The sequence below is a fragment of the Bradyrhizobium sp. WSM3983 genome, from assembly GCF_000473045.1.
Classification (GTDB): domain Bacteria; phylum Pseudomonadota; class Alphaproteobacteria; order Rhizobiales; family Xanthobacteraceae; genus Bradyrhizobium.
On the sequence record NZ_AXAY01000035.1, the window covers coordinates 82,757 to 101,062 of the forward strand.

The window sequence follows — 18,306 nt, forward strand, 5'->3', positions numbered from 1 at the left end:
CCGATGGCTCGGGCCAGCCCTGTCCTCCGACGCACGATCGAGAAGGCGCCTGTCCGCAATTTACCGCCGACGAGGCGGCGCCAATCAAGACGTCCGGGGTTCGTCTAGATGACGGGATGTGCTCACTCAGAGCCTGTAACAACCGCGTTACGGGCACCGGAAGGAACGCCTTGCGCCCCAGTCAACTACTAACCTTAGCAATTGATCGTTTCGGCGCACATATGGCAATCGTGGCGGCATGACGCTGCGCATGTCATGCGTCGAGGAAATCGGAATGCAATTGAGGTCTGTGCGCGCGAACGAGCCTGATGGGCATGTTGACTGGCCGTCTGCAACGACAAGGGTTACTCCAAGCGCGATCGTTGTTTTATCACACAAAGGCATGATGGATGTTCGGTCGCGATTGCCGAGCAGGCGCGCGATGCCCTGCTTTCCGATCTCTGCGATCCCTCGAAGGAGAGGTCTTGCCGCGAGCAAGACGCTATGTGTGAGAAAATGCCGAAGCCGTATGGTGGAAGAGGCGGGGCGTTCCCGGTCGGCCAAGAATGCCAGGCTTCCGGGTCCGACCAACTTGGGCTGTTGGCGTCGAGCGTCTCGCTCCGCGAAGGGGTACCGACCGAGGACCGGCGATCTCTCGCGCCTTTGCGACGCTGCGGGTAATTCGGTACGAGCCAGCTTGCGCGGTGAGCATGGCCGGATTGAGCTATGAGCGCCCCAGCTGATAAACGTCGGAGTGCGATGCGCGCGGTGATTCCGTTCGTCTTGCGTCGTTGGCTGCTCGAGCCCTACCGGGCCGCCATCGTGGTCATTGGCTTTGTTGGCGCAGCGGCGGTCGACCTGTTCATGCCCGTCTACTCCGGCCATCTCATCGACGCATTGACGTCAGGCCCTTACGACCAGGCGACGCGACGCGCGGTGCTGGTTGCCTTCGCAAGCATCGTCGCTCTCGGCTTGGCGTCGATCATCTTGCGCCTGGTCGGTCTGCAAGGGATCGTACCATTCACGCTCAAGACGATGTCGGACGTAGCGTGCGAGGCATTCATGCGCGTTCAGCGCTTCTCGACCGAGTGGCACGCCAACTCTTTCGCCGGCTCGACCGTGCGTGATATCACGCGCGGCATGTGGGCTGTCGAACAGATCAACAACACCATCATGATGGTGCTGCTGCCCTCATTCAGCGTGCTGCTCGGCTCGATGATCCTGCTAGGGGTGCGCTGGACCTCGCTCGGCGTGGTGATCGCGCTGGGCGGGGTGCTCTACGTCGTGATGACCGCGCTGTTCTCGACGCGCTACATCACGCCTGCTGCCCGTGTCGCCAATGCCTGCGACTCAAAGATCGGCGGTACGCTCGCGGATGCGCTGACCTGCAATGCGGTGGTAAAATCGTTCGGCGCGGACGCGCGTGAGAATGCCCGGCTCGCCCGCGTCATCAACCGCTGGCGGGTGCGCGTGCGGCGGAGCTGGCTGCGCTACAATTGCAGCGCGATATCGCAGCACCTGCTGCTGCTGGGCCTGCGCACGTCGGTGATCGGGGTCTCGGTGCTGCTATGGATGTCGGGGTATGCCTCGCCCGGCGACGTCACTTATGTGTTGACAAGCTATTACGTCATCCACGCCTATTTGCGTGACGTCGGCATGCACATCAACATCCTGCAGCGGTCAGTCAACGATATGGAGGAGCTGGTTGCGATCCATGACGTACCGAACGGGATCGAGGATGCACCGGATGCGGGGCCGATCCTGATCGAGGGCGGCGAGATCGCGTTCGACGACGTCACCTTCCACTATGGCGACCATTGCGCGCCACTCTATGAGGGGTTGTCGGTCTGCATCCGCGCCGGCGAGCGCGTCGGCCTGGTCGGCCGCTCCGGCTCCGGCAAGACCACATTCGTCAAGCTGGTGCAACGGCTCTACGACGTCTCTGGCGGCCGCGTGCTGATCGACGGACAGGATATCGCGCTAGTCACGCAGCAATCGCTGCGCAGCCAGATCGCGATCGTGCAGCAGGAGCCGATGCTGTTCCACCGCTCGCTTTCCGAGAACATCGCCTACGGCCAGCCCGGCGCCGGCCTGAAGGCAATCGAGCAGGCAGCGCGGCTTGCCAACGCGCACGACTTCATCCTGCGCCTTCCCAAGGGCTACGGCACCCTGGTCGGCGAACGCGGCGTCAAGCTCTCTGGCGGCGAGCGGCAGCGCGTGGCGCTGGCGCGCGCGTTCCTGGCCAATGCGCCGGTGCTGATCCTGGACGAGGCGACCGCGAGCCTCGATTCGGAGTCGGAAGCGCTGATCCAGCAGGCAATGGAGCGCCTGATGAAGGGACGGACCTCGATCGTGATCGCGCACCGGCTGTCGACGGTGCGCGGCCTCGACCGTATCCTGGTGTTCGACCGCGGCCAGATCGTCGAGCAAGGCACGCATCTTACACTGACCAAGAGGCCCGGCGGAATCTATCGCGGCCTGTTCGAGAGACAGGTCACCGAGTTCAGCCATATCTCGCGGGCAGGCTAGCCGCAGGGATTATAGAATTGATATCTCAATGCGACGTCGCTGGCTTTGTTTAGCGGAACCGCAAAATCGCCGCGATGCTGGTATCGTGATCGTCTCGAGTTGAGCTTCACGAAACTCGCGTATTCGCGCAAAGACAGCTGTTTCGCCGATGTAAGGATAAACCCGGCTGCCTGAATCGTCGGGATGTGCTCCAGATCAGCGGTTTGGAGATGAAAGCGGCTCGCGATGGGACGCCCGCGGGCATGGCGAAACCGCTTGTCGAAGAATCTTCGCGGACGGGTGCTTGCCTGTATTGGGAGCGTGTTCAGTTTGGCAAGCGGCCGAGTGTTCTGGTGTCAGAGCGGCGCGCGTAAGTCACTGGCGAACGCGCGGGCGGGAAGGCGATGCCCAGCCGAGAGCCAGGGCGATCATCGCAAGTCTCACCGGATTGATGACCCAGCTGAGTTTCGAACCCAGCCCACTTGCACGAAGCAACCCACCACGGCGGCGGTTGCTAGTGGTTGTCTTCCACAAATGTCGGCCGCATGAGTTAGTAGGGTGAGCGGTCGAGATAAGTGTCAAATGCCGCAGCGACAGCGCGAAGCAAGAAGCGGTGCTCCTGCCTCACGCGGATGAAGCCGCTTTCGATATCCACGACCCCGTCTTCGGCGAGCATCGGCAAGCGTTCAGCTGAATCGAGCAGGGGAACCGGATCAAAGCCAAAGGCCGCACAAATTGCCGGAACATCAGCCTCCAGGTCGCACATCAGCCGCTCGATGATCGCGGCCCGAACGCGGTCTTCGTTGCAGAGAGGATAGCCCTTTGACGTCGCCAGACGGCCAGCTCGGATGTCTCGCGTGTAGGAACCCGTTGCAACCTCGTTCAGCACATAGCCGTGGCCGACACGGCCGATGGCCGAGGCGCCGAGGCCGATAACGGTTTGACGCGTATCAGCCGAGTACCCCAACGAGTTACGTCGCAAGCGACCGGTTTTCTGCGCCAGCGTGAGTTCGTCGTCCGGCAAGGCGAAATGGTCGAGCCCGATTTGGCGGTAGCCGGCAGCAACCAGCGTGCCGGCCACGGCCGCAGCCTGTTCGGCACGGGCAAGCGTGTCCGGCAGCGCGGTCTCCTCGATCAGACGCTGATTTTTCTTGAAGGAGGGAACATGCGCGTAACCGAAGACTGCAAGGCGGTCGGGGCGCATCGCCACCGCCGTCTCGGCGGTCCGTATGCAGGACTGCACCGTCTGTTTTGGCAGACCATAAATGAGGTCGAAGTTGATGCGGGTTATTCCATTGCGGCTAAGAGCTTCGATGGCCGCCGCCGTTTCCGCTTCACTCTGGGTCCGGTTGATGGCTTTTTGAACGACCGGATCGAAGCTCTGCACACCTAGACTCGCGCGGTTGACGCCGGCTGCTCCGAGGGTTTCGGCCATTTCGACTGTGAACGTGCGAGGGTCAATCTCGACGGCGACCGCAGCTGATTGCCTGAAGCTAAACCGGCGGCGCAGGAATTCCATCAGGGCCAGGAACTCGGCTGGCGCAATGAGGGTCGGCGTTCCGCCGCCGAAATGCACATCGCTCACGGGCAGCGCATCCGGCGCTTTCGCCGCCACCAGATTGGTCTCCTCACGCAGTACCTCCAGATAGTTGAGGATCGGCGCATCCCGGCCAGTGCTGCTCCTCGGAAAGCCGCAATACCAGCAGATCGACCGGCAGAACGGAACGTGGATATAGAGCGACACGGCCTCATCCGTCGGCAGGCGCTTCAGCCATTCCTCACAATCCCTGGCGCCGACCGCCGCCGAGAACTCCGGTACGGTTGGATAGATGGTGTACCAAGGCAGGCGGGCATCGTAATGCCTTTTGAGGATGGAGGTCTGCAACGTTCCTGCTCCATGCTAGCTCACCCGACCGTGCGGAGCGGATTTTTGGCCCTCTCCAAAAGGCAGAGTGACGCGTTTGAGGCGGCCGGTAGGGCGGCCTGTTACGCTTGTCCCGACATCTCCGCTTCAATGACCAGGCCGAACCGCGGCGCCGAACCTCGAAGGACCGCACTTAACGTCGCGTTGGCGATTGCCCGACCGCGGTCGTCGATGCCGGTCCATTGCGCCAGTATGCCGCGCGGGTCGATCTCGAGCAGCTTGACCCCGGAAGGAACCTCGGTCCCGTCACGGATGATGCCGCGCAGTACCCCATTGCGCGGCGCCATGATGGGTACGCCGGAGTGATGACCGAGCACGAGGTCCTTCTCGACATGCGTTCCAATTGCGATCGATGTTCGCCAGGTACCAACGAAGCTGGAATAGACAAAACGTTCCGCGCCGAGATCACCGAGCCGGCTCGCAATTCCGTCAGCCGCGTCCGTCCACCCGTCTCGCTGGACCAGGCCGATCCTGCCGGGCCGGGTTTCGATTGCGACATCGCAGTTCGAGCTTCCGGAGAAGCCGGGGCCCAGACCTATTGTCAGTCCCGCGAGCCGCCGCAGGTCGGGCCTGATCCGGCGCTTCTGCAGACGCGCATCGATCAGCACATCGATACGGCGGATCGGCAGCAGGTCGACAAGGCCGAGACGGGAGACGATCACCCGTCTTCCTCGGCTAGCGTCCCCGCGTAGCACCCTAAGCACCTGCATGGCCTCGTCGAGGCGCTCACCCACAATATCTTCGACCTGTGCGATCCCGGCGAACAGCGCGTCATGGAAAGCCATCCTGCGCCGGATCACAGGCGGATCGGGATCGTGCGACAGCACCACGCAAGTTCCGCCGCGTGCAAGCTGGACGGCGATCGCGGATGCAATCTCATTGGTGCCGAGGATAATCGCGAACAGTCGACCCTGGTGATCAGTTCCTGGAGACATTCAGACCTCGAAGCGAAGTGTCCTCGCTGCAGCAAACGCTGCCGGACAACCAGTTAGGCTGCGTGATTACGGTGAGACACGGGAGCAAGAGCCGCGCCAATCAACAGGCGCCTGAGCACTAGTATCGCGAATGACAGCAGGACCGTTCAGCGTGAGTTCTGTCCCAAAGCAAACGTATGGCTTGTTGCAGAGCCGCAGACCTGTTTGGAAAAGCACGTCCTGTAGAAGGCCCGAACGCATCCACGTTGCTCGTCGGTTCGAGCGCCCGCAGTGCGCCTAGGCGCATGAATTTCCATCTCGTGGTCGTTGACGAGGACGACAGCCGCAGGCTGTCGTCCATCCTTTGCGGTGTGCTGGGGTAAGCGTTTCTTTTCTAGGTTGGGATCCCCATCAATTCGGAGTGCGAGCCTGCAGTTCCTCGTCGCGACAGCATCTGGCTGATGCGTGGCTCGGAAGATTCGCATCGAGCGCCGCACGCGCGCTGCGTTGATGGCGCTGCAACGCGCGCGGCTCACGCTCATCACGGCGATGGAAATGGACGGCGACATCTGGTGGCGGTGCGACTCGTCGGGCAGGCCGTTTTGGCGAGATCCAAAGTCACTGCTCAGACCGGTCGGTTCTGGTTGCGATTCTTCACGGGCCCCATTCGCTTCAGCCCGACTTCGTAAGGGATCTCCTCATAGGAGACATCGAGAGCCGTGGCTGCGTCGAGCAGGTAATCCAGCTTGCCGCCTGCATCGAATTTCTTGAAGTCGTTCTTGTCGAGCCCGGCCAGGTCCATCATCTCTTTCCAGACGGTCGATTCATCGCACGGGAGGATGTGAAAGGTGATGTCGCCGACCTTGGTCCGATATTTCGCCAGCAGATCTATATTGTTGCAGAACATGAAGTAGCGCCCGTCGGGCCGCAGCGCGCCGTCCAGAACGCTGCCGACGTCGTTGAGATAGGCCAATGAGTGCAGATAACCGGCCAGCACCGGGATCGTGCTTTCGCCGTCCTGCGCAACCGTCAAGACCTGCTCGATTGAATAATCCGGCGGCCGCTTCTCGTCCGCGAGCTGGGCCTGGAACTTTAACGCGATATCGCCACGAAAACCGAATCGGCCCGGCCTGGTCGTCTTGCTCTTGAGAACAGCGTTGAGAAGTCGTCCCTCCTTGTCCAGTCGGCCGAGTGCGGTGTTCTCGATTGCAGTCATGAAAAGTGTCCTCGATCTAAGCTCATCACCGGCCGTCGACCGGCACAACACGGAATGCAAATTGCTTGCCGACCCCGGCACTGCGCTTCATCTCTGTAACCGCTGAAGAAACGCGACGAGCGCGCTTCAATCCGGAAGCAGCATGGTCGGAAAGCCGACACGGGTCGCAAAGCCAACAGGCGGGAAGCGAAAAGGCAGCCTTATCAGGCGCGTGTGCGCTGGCATGCGAATTGCCAACTTGCAGTCAGCCGAGCCACGCAGGTGAAAGGGTGAGCCATGATCAATTTGACAGATAACGCACTGAATGCGGTCAGGGGCGTGATCTCAACATCGGGAGCGAGCGGCTTGCGCATTACGGTTGAGTCCGGCGGCTGTGCCGGCTTCAAGTACATCATGGGCTTGGCCAATGAGACGAAATCCGACGATACCGTGATCGAGCGCGACGGGATCAAGTTGTTCGTTGACAACGACAGCCACAAATATCTCGCCGGCACCACCATCGACTTCGTGCTGGCGCAGGAGGGCTCGGGATTTACCTTCGACAACCCGAACGCCAAGGCGAGCTGCTCGTGCGGCAAATCCTTCAGCTAGAAAGAGATCACAAGCATGCTGGCCGAAACCAAGCATCCAAAACAACTGCCCGCCGCCGAGGTGGACCGGGACCAAGTGATTCGCGCTGTGATCGAGGAGATCCGATCCAATCTGAAACGCGACGGTGGTGACTGTCAGCTGGTTGCGATCGACGGCACCAAGATCATGGTCAAGCTGACCGGGGCCTGCGTGCTCTGCAAGCTGTCAGCTGCGACGCTCGAGGGCATTCAGGCGCGGTTGATCGAAAAGCTCGGCGAATTCGTTCGCCTGATCCCGGTTGCCGGCGCCCCCACGGCGCCATATTGAGCAAGGCTTCAGTGGCGGTTTATCTCGACAACAATGCGACGACCCGAACGGACCCGTCGGTCGTGCAAGCCATGTTGCCGTTCTTCACTGAGCAGTTCGGCAATGCCTCGTCAGCCCATGCCTTTGGCAGGCAGGTCGCGGGCGCGATGCGGCAGGCACGCCGCAATGTCCAGGCGCTAGTTGGGGCTGCCCACGATGATGAGATCGTCTTCACCTCTGGCGCAACGGAATCCAACAATGCCGCCATTGCCTCGGCGATTGCGACGCAGGAGGGCCGGGACGAGATCGTCACCACCTCGGTCGAGCATCAGGCGATCCTGGCGCTGGTCGAACAGTTGGCCAAAGCCGGTGTCAAGGTTCATCTGATCGCGGTGGATTCGCGCGGCCGGCTCGACTGTGAGGCGTTTCGGTCGGCGCTTGGACCGCGTACGGCGATTGCATCGGTGATGTGGGCCAACAACGAGACCGGCACGATCTTCCCGGTGGAACGTCTGGCCGGATGGACGCGCGCCTGTGGCGCGCTGTTTCATACCGATGCCGTGCAGGCCGTCGGCAGGGTACCTATCGACCTGAAGGTCAGCAATATCGACATGCTGTCGATGTCCGGACACAAGCTGCACGGACCCAAGGGGATCGGCGCGCTTTATTTGCGCAAGGGCACGAAATTCAGGCGGCTGATCTGGGGCGGAGGCCAGGAACGCCGTCGCCGCGGCGGAACTGAGAACGTTCCCAGCATCGTCGGCCTCGGAAAAGCGGCAGAGCTTGCTGCAGAGCGGCTCGACCGAGAGCCCGTTCGTGTTGCTGCGCTGCGCGATCGTCTGGAGCAGTCGATCTTGCAGAACGGTCACTGCAAGGTCCTTGGCGACCACTGTAACCGACTGTGGAATACAGCCAATATCGCCTTCGAGCATCTTGAAGGCGAAGCGATCGTCCATCACCTCAATCGCGGCGGCATTGCCGCGTCGATCGGATCGGCCTGTAGCTCAGGCGCGATGGAGCCCTCGCATGTACTGCGCGCCATGCATGTGCCGGCGAGCAGCCTGCGCGGCGCGGTTCGCTTTTCCCTGTCCCATGAAACCACCGCTGAAGAGATCGACCAGGTCGTGCGCGCGCTGTCCGACATCCTGGCTCGTCTGCGTGGCATGTCCCTCGAGTTCGCTAATCCAGCCAGCAACGCGTAATCCCTGGAGTTGATCTCATGAAAATCATGATCCGCCGCTCTCCTGAGGCGGGCCTGTCGATTTACGTGCCGAAGAAGGATATTGAAGAGCAGATCGTCGAATCCGAGCACGAGACGCTGTGGGGCGGTTGGATCAGATTAACGAATGGATGGGTGCTGTATTTGCCCGAACTGGCGAGCGATACGCCGCTGCCGATCACGATCAATGCGAAAAGGCTTGGCGGGAACGGCGATGAACGATGAACGCAATACCGCAAATCAGCTTTCTCGAGGGGACGGATGCAGACACTTTGCTCGCCAATGTCGCGGCCAGACTGCGGAACGGTAGCATTGTTCCCTACCTCGGACCCGGCGTCGCCGAGTTGTCCAAGCCTGACGTGCCACGGACACCGGATGCGCTGGCAACCTTCTTCGGCACCAAGGTCGCGCTGCCGCGCCGGGCCCGTGGCAATGCCTGGGCTGCGGCACAGTATATCGAGAGCAACAAGCATCGGTCCACGGTGACGGGATTGATGGCTCAGGCGTTTGCTGCACCGGTCGAGCCGACGGCCTTGCATCGTCATCTCGCTACGTTACGCTTACCGATGATCGTCGATACTTGGTATGATGGCGCGATGCGTGCGGCGCTTGGCGCGCGTGACGGATGGGGCGAGGTCCAGGGCATCACCCGCGCTAGCATCGGCGAGCTTCGCTGGTATCGTTTCTACGATGCCGATGGCAACGAAGCCGATTCCGTGGCCGCCGGCAACTGGACCATGGTCCTCTACAAGCCGCATGGCGGAGTGCTGCCGGCAAGAAACTTCCTGATCTCCGACGCCGATTATGTCGAGGTGCTGACCGAGATCGATATCCAGACGCCGATTCCGGAAGTAGTCAAGCAGCGGCGGATTGGGCGGAGCTTTCTTTTCATCGGCTGTCGGTTTGACGATCAGCTCTTGCGCATTTATGCGCGGCAGATCACGAAGCGCTCGGCAAACGTTCATTACGCACTTGTCGAACCGGACGTGCTCTCGCGAAACGAGCGGAGCTTCCTGCTCGACCAAGGCTTGATCCCGCTTGCGGTGGCGCTCCCGCGCGCCGTGGAGATCTTGCTGGCCAATTAGAGGCGCTGTCAAACCGAAGCCGGCTCGCCTCTGCCCAGCCCGTGGCAACCGTTCGACTACGGTAAAGAGTACCGGTGCCGCTGAGCGGGAGCGCATTGATGGACGGGCGTGGCAATCGCTCCCAGCATCCCAAAGTCTGTCGCATTTCCGACACGCCCCATGCTCGCTGTCGGGGCGCAACAGGGCAGATCGTTCCCGCTAACCGACTGGTGTTGATGAGAAAATCCATCGCCGGCGGCGATGGCATGCGAGTTGCTAATCCAAGTGCAGGGGCTCCTCAGGAGTGGCTCTGGTAAGCCTGTTTGGCTTAGGGGAAGAATTGGATATGGACGCAGTGGAGCGCGGCAGCAGCGGCAAAAATGCACGAGGTGGCGGCGAGACCATGCTGGCCGCAGAGCCCAAGGGCTGCGGCACCTCGACCAGACACGGCAAAGCTAGCTGCGGGGCACACGGAGACCAAGGCGATCTGCCGCCGGCGATCTGGGACAAGGTGAAGAATCACCCCTGCTACAGCGTAGAGGCGCATCACCATTACGCCCGCATGCATGTTGCGGTTGCGCCAGCCTGCAACATGCAGTGCAACTACTGCAACCGCAAATATGACTGCGCCAACGAATCGCGTCCGGGCGTGACCAGCGAGAAACTCACCCCCGAGCAGGCGGCCAAAAAGGTGCTCGCGGTGGCCTCCCGCATTCCGCAGATGACCGTGCTTGGCATTGCCGGTCCCGGCGATCCCCTGGCCAATCCGGAAAAGACCTTCAGGACGCTCGAGCTCGTGGCCAAAGCCGCGCCCGATATCAAACTGTGTCTATCCACCAACGGGCTCGCCTTGCCCGATCACGTCGATACCATCGCCCGACTGAACATCGAGCACGTCACCATCACGATCAATATGATCGATCCCAAGATCGGAGCCCAGATCTATCCGTGGATCTTCTATAACCACAAGCGATACAGCGGGGTCGAGGCGGCGACAATCCTGACCAGGCGTCAGCTCCGGGGCCTCGAAATGCTCTCCGCGCGAGGCATTCTCTGCAAAGTCAATTCAGTCATGATCCCGGGCATCAACGAGCGGCACCTGGTTGAGGTCAACAAAGCCGTGAAGTCACGCGGCGCGTTCCTGCACAACATCATGCCGCTGATCGCAGCCCTCGAGCACGGAACCGTGTTCGGTCTCAAGGGCCAGCGCACGCCGACGGCCCGCGAGTTGAAGGCGCTGCAGGACGCATGCGAAGGCGAAATGAACATGATGCGCCATTGCCGCCAATGCCGCGCCGACGCAGTCGGACTGCTCGGCGAGGATCGAAGCGCGGACTTTACGAAGGAGAAGATTGTGACCATGACCGTCAACTACGACCCTGAGGCGCGCAAGGCCTACCAGGTTGGAATCGAGGAGGAGCGCCGCGCCAGAAGTGTGCCCGGGCGGGAGGAAGTGCGGGAGCATGCAGGCGGGACAAGCGACATCAAAGTGCTGATCGCGGTCGCAACCAAGGACGCTGGCCTCATCAACCAGCATTTTGGGCATGCCAAGGAGTTCCAGGTGTATGAAGTTTCGAGATCCCGCGCCAAATTCGTCGGGCACCGCCGCGTCGATCACTACTGCCAAGGCGGTTATGGCGCGCAGGATGACCTTGCGGCCATCATCAGCTCCATCAATGACTGCCATGCTGTGTTCGTCGCCAGGATCGGTGGCCGCCCAACGAGCGAGCTCAAGAAGGCTGGCATCGAGCCGGTCGATCAATACGCGCACGAGTTCATCGAGAACTCCGCGATCGCATGGTTCAGCTCATATCTCGAGAAGGTTCAAAGCGGCCAGATCCAGCATGTCGAGCGGGGCGACGGAACGATCCGGCAGGACCCGATGATTTCGGTGGCGTGAAGAGGACATCGGATGCCGTTCAAGATCATTTCTTCGCAATGCACAGGCTGCTCCGCGTGCGAGACCGAATGTCCCAACGTGGCCATCTTCGAGAAGGGCGGAACCTTCGTGATTAATCCGAAAAAATGTACCGAATGCATCGGTCACTTCGAGGAGCCGCAATGTGTCGCGGTCTGCCCGGTGGACAAGACCTGCGTCATCGACACCTCATTGCCGCGTTATCAGCCGCCGGCCTGAACGAGAGTAAGCTTGATGGCGTTCACGTTGACGGTAGCTGCCGGGAAACCCGCCCGTTTCATCCCGGCAATTGCGGCCGCGGCGGCCTGCGAGCTCGCCGAATGCGGCTCGACCAAGTTCACGACGGAGTGATGCATGAGCAACATCATCCGCGACACTGAGGTCATAGAGCTGGATGGACCGCCGGTCTTCAACCTTGGTGAAAAGGTGAAGGCCAACCGCACCGTCCGCAATGACGGGACCTATGCTGGCAAGGAGATCGGGGACGTCCTGGCCAAGAAAGGTGAGGTCGGCTACGTCGTTTCCATCGGCACGTTCCTGCAGCAATTCTACGTCTACGGTGTCGAGTTTCTTCAAACCGGCAACCGCGTCGGAATGAAATGCAAGGAACTGAATTCGGTCGACGCACGCACCGAGCTAGACGGGCCGCTATCGCGAGAAGGGCCCCCGTCATGATCGCGCCCCTTCATTCGACATCCGAATGGCGCCCGCGGATCAAATCCGCCAGCGACCCCATAAACGGCTGTTTCACGGATGGTCGCCGCTTGATGGACTTTTTTGGCCGGCATCGGCCGCATCGGCGAGATCGTACGCTTGAGAGCGCACACACAAGCGAACGTACGGACTTGGCTTCTAGAGTTTTGCCGGGCGGCCGGTCGGCTGTCTTGAAGAGCAAAGAACGCGGCTTTAAGGGGCTTTCGCAATGAATGCTGCTGTCACGAAAAGGGCAGTCGTCGGCCTGAACGCTCACCCGAACGAGGTCGATCGCAAGCGGATCGAATGCTCATTAGGCTCCCGCAGACGCTATCGTTATGTCTCGCCCAGTGTGAGGCCGGTCAAGGACGGCTATCTCATCGAGAGCCCCTGCTGTTCACGCGACATCGACAAGGACGGCCGCGTGATTGATGTCGCGTTGATCCATCATGACGCCGTATGCGAACTGTGGAAGCTGTTCTGGAAAGACCATGCGCGAGGAATCTGGCAATTCCACAGCGTCCATCGGCGGCTGAGCGCAGTGAACGATGAGGTTAATGCCGATCTCGACCGGGTGTTCTGGCGATAACGCTATTGTTTACGCACACAAACGACAAAGGCGGTCATGGCACTGGACGAAAACGAACTGATCGAACTTGAACAGGTGATCACGGCGGCAGAAGGCCGCGTGAGCCCCTTTACCGAGCTGCGGCGCCGCTTTCCGCATCTCGCCCTGGTGCGATGCGATGCGTCTGATGTCACCGAGCCGCCCTTCCGCAGCTTTCCGCAACTCGACCTGCACATGCTCGAACGATCCGAACACTGCGTCCAGATCACAGCCGATCCGCTGCTGGCGATTGGCATCGTTCTGGCGACAAGGGGCCCTTCGGGGTGACTGGGGTTGCATTCGCAGACGTTTACGGCCCTGTTGCTGGGTGCGGGCAAGCGCATCACCGTTACCGCCTTGACGAGTTCCTGAATGCGGAAAAACCGCCGACGGCGCGGTGGCGCTGCCGCTTTCGCACCGATGAGGGATCGAGCTCATCGAGCGGATAATGGCCGGTGCGCCCATCAACATTGGCATGCGCGGAGCCATCTATGAGGAGCCGCTGGAGCCAGATCGAGGGCAGGCGGTCCGGGAGCGGCATGTGGATCAGCCATTAATGCCCCAATCGCGATCTCCCCGTCGATTGTCCTGAAGAAGCGGCATGCGAACGGCCCAAGTCGGGCTCGCGATGACCGATCAGCGCCCGCTCATGCGTCGCTCTCGTGAGAATAGCGGTCGGCACAGGTCGAATTCGGGTGATTCGACATCGCTGCGCGCTGGCGTCGGAAGCTTCTCGGTTTCGGTTGTCCTGATGCCACGCGAACGGGAAGGACGACCGGTCAGGACATTTTCATCAAACGCGAACACCCGTCTTTGGAGCACGGCGCTCGAACTTCGTTGCTGATCGGAGCATCGCTTCTGAAAATCGTGCCGAGAGGCTCGGCCGCAGTTGCATTTTTGCCTTGCGTTGAGGGAGTTCCGCTTCGCGGATGAATGCGCCGCAAGCAGACTTATGTTCCCTGAAAAATTGTGAGCGCTGTCAGATTGCTCACAGCCGCACAGCTGCTGTCAGGTTCGAAACACCCAGCGCGGCGAGGGATCTCGCGAAGTTTGCACTGCATCGTCAGAAGCTTAAACGAGAGGCCCAGCGTTGGCACGGCAGTTGCTACTGCGATGCAGCAACACTGAGTAAGGGCTGAGTGCACGCCGACGCGCAAGACGAGCGATGCTCTCCTACCCTTGGACCCGTGTGCCCCGTTTCTGAAAGAGAAACAAGCTCGCGTGCAAAACAGCACGCAATCTTTGGCAAATCGGTTGATGGAGAAAGCAACATGGCTTCACTGAGACAAATCGCGTTCTACGGCAAGGGCGGTATCGGAAAGTCGACCACGTCCCAGAACACGCTGGCGGCGCTGGCCGAAATGGGTCACAAGATCCTGATCGTGGGCTGCGATCCCAAGGCGGACTCGACTCGCCTTATTCTGCACGCCAAGGCGCAGGATACGATCCTGAGCCTGGCTGCCGATGCCGGCAGCGTCGAGGACCTCGAACTCGAGGACGTGATGAAGATCGGCTACAAGGACATCCGCTGCGTCGAGTCGGGCGGCCCGGAGCCCGGGGTCGGCTGCGCCGGGCGCGGCGTCATCACCTCGATCAACTTTCTGGAAGAGAACGGCGCCTATGAGGAGCGCGACTACGTCTCCTACGACGTGCTCGGCGACGTCGTCTGCGGCGGCTTTGCGATGCCGATCCGCGAAAACAAAGCGCAGGAAATCTACATCGTGATGTCCGGCGAGATGATGGCCATGTATGCCGCCAACAACATCTCCAAGGGCATTCTGAAATATGCGAGCTCAGGCGGCGTGCGGCTCGGTGGCCTCATCTGCAACGAGCGGCAGACCGACAAGGAGCTGGAGCTCGCCGAAGCGCTCGCCAAGAAGCTCGGTACTGAGCTGATCTATTTCGTGCCGCGCGACAACATTGTGCAGCATGCAGAACTGCGGCGCATGACTGTGCTGGAATATGCGCCGGGCTCCCAGCAGGCCGATCACTACCGCAAGCTCGCGGGCAGGATCCACAACAATGGCGGCAAAGGCATCATCCCCACTCCGATCACCATGGACGAGCTCGAGGACATGCTGATGGAGCACGGCATCATGAAGGCCGTTGATGAGTCCATCGTCGGGAAGAGCGCCGCGGAACTTGCGGCATCGTAAAGGGGCACAACGCGGCAGCCCGGCCCTCCCAATAGCCACAAAAAAGGAGGGCCGGCAGTCGGGCGAAAGGGTGTCTCCCGAGTGCCGATGCGGTGATGCATCCTTGACCAATGTGGAAAGAGTAGCGAACACCCATGTTCGAAGAGCAGTTCTATCCTGTCATGGTTGTCGAGACGAATGATGGGAGCGTCCATGGAAGTGGGGGAATTGCCAGCTATCGCCTCCTGACCGGGATGCACCCTGCAGATGCCGACACAGGCAATGACAGCAATTTCGACCGCCACGTGCTGGCGTCTATTCTCGCGGCCGGTGTGATGGAAGGTGGTCTTCTCTTCGAGAAGGTCGGCCTGTCCAGCGATGAGCTGGCGGCGTTGCTCAAGCAAAATTTTCCGTCGGTTCGGATCAAAGGCGATGACTTGCCGCAGGGTTCCAAGCGCGACGACAACGACGAGGTTACAATGGTGCGTGATCTCTTGCTCGCGCAACGATCGACGGAAGGGGACACCGGCCGTTGGCTGGCCGCAATGATCGCGCGCCGCGTCATGGAGCCGAATCATCTGTGGGAAGATCTCGGCTTGCGGAATCGTGGCGAACTGTCCCGTCTCCTTAGCCGGCATTTCGGGCCGCTCGCCAGGCGCAACGTCAACAACATGCGCTGGAAGCGCTTCTTTTATCGCAGGCTATGCGAGGACGAGGGCCTCATCTTGTGCACGATGCCGGTGTGCACAGAGTGCAAGGACTTCAACCACTGCTTTGGCGATGAAAGCGGTGAGAGCCGTATGGCCGAGCGCCGGCGCGACGTTCTGTTGGCGCCGGCCGCTCCGGTCGCGGGCGGCAGCTGACCCGTATTCCCGCCGCCTGATAGATGGTTCTTTGTCGCAACAACTGTCGGCGGACGACGCGCAGCCGGTCGAGGACGCGCAGATGATGCGGCCAAATCTGCTGCAGCGGACTACGGCGCGAACCAGCGGGACGATCTGCTGCTCAAGGCGGGCTTGCGCCCAAGCCGATAAGCTCTTTTGGTCTGAAGGGAGCTGTGCCTTGCCAGCGCGGACAAGCGAGGTCGCTGCGGCTTGTGTTCGGGCGAGATTGCTCAACCCCAGAGATTGCGGATCAGTCGCGCAAGCAGTCCTGTTGCGTTTGGATGGATTTTGATGCCTCACGACCGTTTTCGACACCGATACCACCCCGCATCCGTAGGGTTGTCTACTGCAGTGGGCGTGCTGCTCACTATGACCGCCCTGATGCGATGTGCCCGGGTTTGCGAACCGATGAACTCTGAGGCGTCGCTCTGATATTCGATCCGCTCCGCAACCCGAGCTGATCCAGGACGTAGAAAGGTGAGAGCTCAACTGGCGCGTCGGTTTTGCGACACTGTCATCCTGGCGCATCCGGTCGCGGGCGAGAGCTCGCGAATCTTCAGTAGGTTGGGATCCTGCGGGCGTGGCATGCGGTTTGCCAAAGCAGTCCTTACCAAACGCAATCAGGAGGCTTCGTTGATCGACGCCAAAGCCATCGCTGTCAAGCCGTCATGGTTCGAGTCGGCATGGAACCAGCGGACCGTGCTCAATGACACAACGCTACGCGACGGCGAGCAGGCGCCTGGTGTTGCGTTCACCACGGAGGAAAAGGTGGCCATCGCGCATGCGTTGGCCCGGGCCGGCATCACGGAGATCGAGGCCGGAACCCCCGCCATGGGCGATGATGAGATCGCTTCTATTCGCGCTATTGTCGAGGAGGGGCTGCCGCTCACGCCTATTGCTTGGTGCCGCATGCGTGAGGCCGATGTCGACGCGGCAATCGAGGCCAAGGTGTCGATGGTCAATGTTTCGATCCCGGCTTCGGACGTGCAGATCGCGGCCAAGCTTGGTGGGAACCGCAAGCAGGCATTGCAGCGGGTGGAGCGGGTGGTGGGTTACGCCCGCGAGCGAGGGCTTGATGTCGCCGTCGGAGGCGAGGATTCTTCCCGCGCCGATGTCGAATTTCTCATAAGCCTCATCGCGACTGCGACAGCCGCGGGCGCGCGGCGGTTTCGGATCGCCGATACGCTCAGTGTCCTCGATCCCGATTCCGCCTATGCGCTGATCGCGCGCCTGCGCGCGACCACTGATCTCGAGCTCGAATTTCACGGCCATGACGATCTCGGGCTCGCGACCGCCAACACGCTTGCTGCCATCAGGGGTGGAGCGAGCCACGCTTCTGTCACTGTCATCGGGCTGGGCGAACGGGCCGGCAATGCGCCGCTCGAGGAAGTTGCGGTCGCACTCAAGCAGCTCTACGGGCGTGATACCGGCATCGTGCTGCCGGAGCTCATAGACGTCGCCGCGCTGGTGGCGGCCGCGGCAACACGTGCGATTCCTCCCAACAAGGCGATCGTCGGGGAGCATGTGTTCACTCACGAATCCGGCATTCATGTTGATGGGTTGCTGAAGGACGAGCGCACCTATCAGTCGCTCGACCCGCGTTTGCTCGGTCGCTCCAACCGTATCGTGCTCGGCAAGCATTCCGGGCTCTCGGCCATCACCACGCTGCTTGGCGAATTGCAACTCGCCGCCAGCACCGAACAGACCAGACACATCCTGTCCCGAGTGCGAAAATACGCCGTCGAGCACAAGCGTCTGGTCGCGCGCGACACGCTGGCGGCGATCTGGCGCGATGTTTGCGAATGCTCTTCCGATCGCATGTGAGTGAGCTCTCGAGTTTCATTTGGCCCGCCACCAAATCAATCGGAGGGCGGCCAAAACTCGCGCAGACCGCGTTGAAGTCCGAGGACATGGGCTGTGTGGCCATGTCCAGCAGGGCCCACGTGAAACGGCCTTTTTCCGCGAACTCACCAGGCGCTGCCGGACCTCGACCGAGGCGGGCGGGCCCAATCCAGGGAAGTCTCGATGAGCAATATACCCCAGAGGGCCGGCATCCTCGACCGGCTCAACAGGGCCTCCTCGGCTGAGGAGATCTTTGCGCTGCTTGGCGTCGACTACGATCCCAAGATCGTCAATGTCGCGCGCCTGCATATCCTCAAGCGCATGGGGCAACATCTCGCCAAGGAGCAATTCGCCGCTGCCGCGGAAGCGGAGATCGCTGCGCGCTGCAAGGCGATGCTGGAGCAGGCCTATGCCGATTTCGTGGCGTCATCGCCAATCGACCAACGGGTCTTCAAGGTCCTGAAGGATGCGGTCGCGGAGCCCAAAAGGCCGGCCGCCTTCGTGCCGCTCAGTACGCTGAAATAGCC

The 18,306-nt window shown here is 61.1% G+C and carries 18 protein-coding genes; 15 read left to right on the forward strand and 3 right to left on the reverse strand.

Annotated features, from left to right (window positions below):
• The first annotated feature begins 705 nt into the window (after window positions 1-705).
• Window positions 706-2,508: an ABC transporter ATP-binding protein gene (locus YUA_RS0135180; RefSeq protein WP_027534879.1), complete on the forward strand. Its 1,803-nt coding sequence runs from the start codon at window positions 706-708 to the stop codon at window positions 2,506-2,508.
• 529 nt (window positions 2,509-3,037) lie between these two features.
• Here YUA_RS0135180 and hemN read toward each other — a convergent pair.
• The 3 genes from hemN to YUA_RS0135195 all read right to left on the reverse strand — a co-directional run bounded on the left by hemN (window position 3,038) and on the right by YUA_RS0135195 (window position 6,541).
• Window positions 3,038-4,372 carry an oxygen-independent coproporphyrinogen III oxidase gene (gene hemN / locus YUA_RS0135185; RefSeq protein WP_027534880.1) on the reverse strand — a complete coding sequence of 445 codons (1,335 nt, stop codon included), beginning with the start codon at window positions 4,370-4,372 and terminating at the stop codon, window positions 3,038-3,040.
• Window positions 4,373-4,473: 101 nt separating this feature from the next.
• Entirely contained in the window at window positions 4,474-5,346 is an 873-nt protein-coding gene (locus YUA_RS46020) for a xanthine dehydrogenase (protein WP_051383543.1), read from the reverse strand.
• A 604-nt stretch (window positions 5,347-5,950) separates the two neighbouring features.
• On the reverse strand, window positions 5,951-6,541 hold the full coding sequence (locus YUA_RS0135195; RefSeq protein ID WP_027534881.1) for a hypothetical protein: 591 nt from the start codon (window positions 6,539-6,541) through the stop codon (window positions 5,951-5,953).
• Window positions 6,542-6,817: 276 nt separating this feature from the next.
• Here YUA_RS0135195 and YUA_RS0135200 point away from each other — a divergent pair, with 276 nt between their 5' ends.
• From YUA_RS0135200 to nifW, 14 genes are all read left to right on the forward strand, one after another.
• Window positions 6,818-7,132 carry an iron-sulfur cluster assembly accessory protein gene (locus YUA_RS0135200; RefSeq protein WP_027534882.1) on the forward strand — a complete coding sequence of 105 codons (315 nt, stop codon included), beginning with the start codon at window positions 6,818-6,820 and terminating at the stop codon, window positions 7,130-7,132.
• A gap of 15 nt (window positions 7,133-7,147) precedes the next feature.
• Window positions 7,148-7,438, forward strand: coding sequence for a NifU family protein (locus YUA_RS0135205; protein WP_027534883.1), 291 nt, complete (start codon window positions 7,148-7,150; stop codon window positions 7,436-7,438).
• An 11-nt stretch (window positions 7,439-7,449) separates the two neighbouring features.
• Entirely contained in the window at window positions 7,450-8,619 is a 1,170-nt protein-coding gene (gene nifS / locus YUA_RS0135210; RefSeq protein ID WP_256375399.1) for a cysteine desulfurase NifS, read from the forward strand.
• A gap of 17 nt (window positions 8,620-8,636) precedes the next feature.
• Window positions 8,637-8,861 (forward strand): putative nitrogen fixation protein NifT, encoded by a 225-nt coding sequence (gene nifT / locus YUA_RS0135215; protein WP_027534885.1) that lies wholly within the window; start codon window positions 8,637-8,639, stop codon window positions 8,859-8,861.
• Entirely contained in the window at window positions 8,858-9,721 is an 864-nt protein-coding gene (locus tag YUA_RS0135220) for an SIR2 family protein (RefSeq protein ID WP_027534886.1), read from the forward strand. The genes nifT and YUA_RS0135220 overlap by 4 nt, the downstream gene beginning before the upstream one ends.
• 382 nt (window positions 9,722-10,103) lie before the next feature.
• Complete coding sequence (gene nifB / locus YUA_RS0135225) at window positions 10,104-11,600, forward strand: nitrogenase cofactor biosynthesis protein NifB (RefSeq protein ID WP_245285341.1); 1,497 nt, start codon at window positions 10,104-10,106, stop codon at window positions 11,598-11,600.
• 12 nt (window positions 11,601-11,612) lie between these two features.
• Window positions 11,613-11,837, forward strand: a complete 225-nt coding sequence (locus tag YUA_RS0135230; protein WP_027534888.1) for a 4Fe-4S binding protein — start codon at window positions 11,613-11,615, stop codon at window positions 11,835-11,837.
• A gap of 135 nt (window positions 11,838-11,972) precedes the next feature.
• On the forward strand, window positions 11,973-12,293 hold the full coding sequence (locus YUA_RS0135240; protein ID WP_027534889.1) for a nitrogen fixation protein NifZ: 321 nt from the start codon (window positions 11,973-11,975) through the stop codon (window positions 12,291-12,293).
• A 247-nt stretch (window positions 12,294-12,540) separates the two neighbouring features.
• Window positions 12,541-12,900, forward strand: a complete 360-nt coding sequence (locus YUA_RS0135245; RefSeq protein WP_027534890.1) for a DUF3024 domain-containing protein — start codon at window positions 12,541-12,543, stop codon at window positions 12,898-12,900.
• A gap of 36 nt (window positions 12,901-12,936) precedes the next feature.
• Window positions 12,937-13,206, forward strand: a complete 270-nt coding sequence (locus YUA_RS0135250) for a hypothetical protein (protein WP_027534891.1) — start codon at window positions 12,937-12,939, stop codon at window positions 13,204-13,206.
• 983 nt (window positions 13,207-14,189) lie between these two features.
• Window positions 14,190-15,074 carry a nitrogenase iron protein gene (gene nifH, locus YUA_RS0135260; RefSeq protein WP_027534893.1) on the forward strand — a complete coding sequence of 295 codons (885 nt, stop codon included), beginning with the start codon at window positions 14,190-14,192 and terminating at the stop codon, window positions 15,072-15,074.
• Window positions 15,075-15,235: 161 nt separating this feature from the next.
• A complete protein-coding gene (locus tag YUA_RS0135265) occupies window positions 15,236-15,916 on the forward strand; it encodes a nitrogen fixation protein NifQ (protein ID WP_245285342.1) in 681 nt (226 codons plus the stop codon).
• Between the two features lie 672 nt (window positions 15,917-16,588).
• A complete protein-coding gene (gene nifV, locus YUA_RS0135270) occupies window positions 16,589-17,761 on the forward strand; it encodes a homocitrate synthase (protein ID WP_051383495.1) in 1,173 nt (390 codons plus the stop codon).
• Between the two features lie 201 nt (window positions 17,762-17,962).
• Window positions 17,963-18,304 carry a nitrogenase stabilizing/protective protein NifW gene (gene nifW, locus YUA_RS0135275; protein ID WP_027534365.1) on the forward strand — a complete coding sequence of 114 codons (342 nt, stop codon included), beginning with the start codon at window positions 17,963-17,965 and terminating at the stop codon, window positions 18,302-18,304.
• Window positions 18,305-18,306: the final 2 nt, after the last annotated feature.

Bases quoted from the DNA above. Each gene is read 5' to 3' on its own strand.
- YUA_RS0135220 (WP_027534886.1), top strand. From the start codon at position 8,858: ATGAACGCAATACCGCAAATCAGCTTTCTCGAGGGGACGGATGCAGAC.
- YUA_RS0135205 (WP_027534883.1), top strand. From the start codon at position 7,148: ATGCTGGCCGAAACCAAGCATCCAAAACAACTGCCCGCCGCCGAGGTG.
- nifT (WP_027534885.1), top strand. From the start codon at position 8,637: ATGAAAATCATGATCCGCCGCTCTCCTGAGGCGGGCCTGTCGATTTAC.
- nifB (WP_245285341.1), top strand. From the start codon at position 10,104: ATGCTGGCCGCAGAGCCCAAGGGCTGCGGCACCTCGACCAGACACGGC.
- nifH (WP_027534893.1), top strand. From the start codon at position 14,190: ATGGCTTCACTGAGACAAATCGCGTTCTACGGCAAGGGCGGTATCGGA.
- YUA_RS0135240 (WP_027534889.1), top strand. From the start codon at position 11,973: ATGAGCAACATCATCCGCGACACTGAGGTCATAGAGCTGGATGGACCG.
- nifW (WP_027534365.1), top strand. From the start codon at position 17,963: ATGAGCAATATACCCCAGAGGGCCGGCATCCTCGACCGGCTCAACAGG.
- YUA_RS46020 (WP_051383543.1), bottom strand. From the start codon at position 5,346: ATGTCTCCAGGAACTGATCACCAGGGTCGACTGTTCGCGATTATCCTC.
- YUA_RS0135265 (WP_245285342.1), top strand. From the start codon at position 15,236: ATGGTTGTCGAGACGAATGATGGGAGCGTCCATGGAAGTGGGGGAATT.
- YUA_RS0135245 (WP_027534890.1), top strand. From the start codon at position 12,541: ATGAATGCTGCTGTCACGAAAAGGGCAGTCGTCGGCCTGAACGCTCAC.
- YUA_RS0135250 (WP_027534891.1), top strand. From the start codon at position 12,937: ATGGCACTGGACGAAAACGAACTGATCGAACTTGAACAGGTGATCACG.
- YUA_RS0135230 (WP_027534888.1), top strand. From the start codon at position 11,613: ATGCCGTTCAAGATCATTTCTTCGCAATGCACAGGCTGCTCCGCGTGC.
- YUA_RS0135180 (WP_027534879.1), top strand. From the start codon at position 706: ATGAGCGCCCCAGCTGATAAACGTCGGAGTGCGATGCGCGCGGTGATT.
- YUA_RS0135200 (WP_027534882.1), top strand. From the start codon at position 6,818: ATGATCAATTTGACAGATAACGCACTGAATGCGGTCAGGGGCGTGATC.
- YUA_RS0135195 (WP_027534881.1), bottom strand. From the start codon at position 6,541: ATGACTGCAATCGAGAACACCGCACTCGGCCGACTGGACAAGGAGGGA.